Annotated in this window: 1 protein-coding gene; it reads right to left on the reverse strand. The window is 66.0% G+C overall.

The window, feature by feature from the left end; genetic code table 11:
• Positions 1–462 (reverse strand): malic enzyme-like NAD(P)-binding protein (locus AC6LJ2_RS30055; protein ID WP_498152763.1); only part of this gene is annotated, 462 nt, incomplete at both ends.

Below are 462 nucleotides of genomic sequence, written 5' to 3' on the forward strand. Positions count from 1 at the left end.
GCTTGAGCACGCCGCCGGCCGACAGGCCCAGGAACACGTCCGCGCCCTCGATCACGTCGGCCAGCTTGCGGGCGTCCGTCTTTTGCGCAAAGCGCGCCTTGTCCGGGTCCATCAGCGTCGTGCGGCCCTCAAAGACCACGCCTTCGATGTCGGTCACCCAGATGTTTTCCAGCGGCAGGCCCAGGTCCACCATCAGGTCCAGGCACGCCAGGGCGGCAGCCCCCGCGCCGGACGTCACGACCTTGACCTGGTCGATCGTCTTGCCCACGACCTTCAGGCCGTTGATGAACGCGGCCGAGACCGTGATGGCGGTGCCGTGCTGGTCGTCGTGGAAGACGGGAATCTTCATGCGTTCGCGCAGCTTGCGCTCGACCGTGAAGCACTCCGGCGCCTTGATGTCTTCGAGGTTGATGCCGCCGAAGGTGGCTTCCAGGCCGGCAATGATCTCGACCAGCTTGTCCG

The organism is Achromobacter sp. 1014246743 (assembly GCF_059760725.1).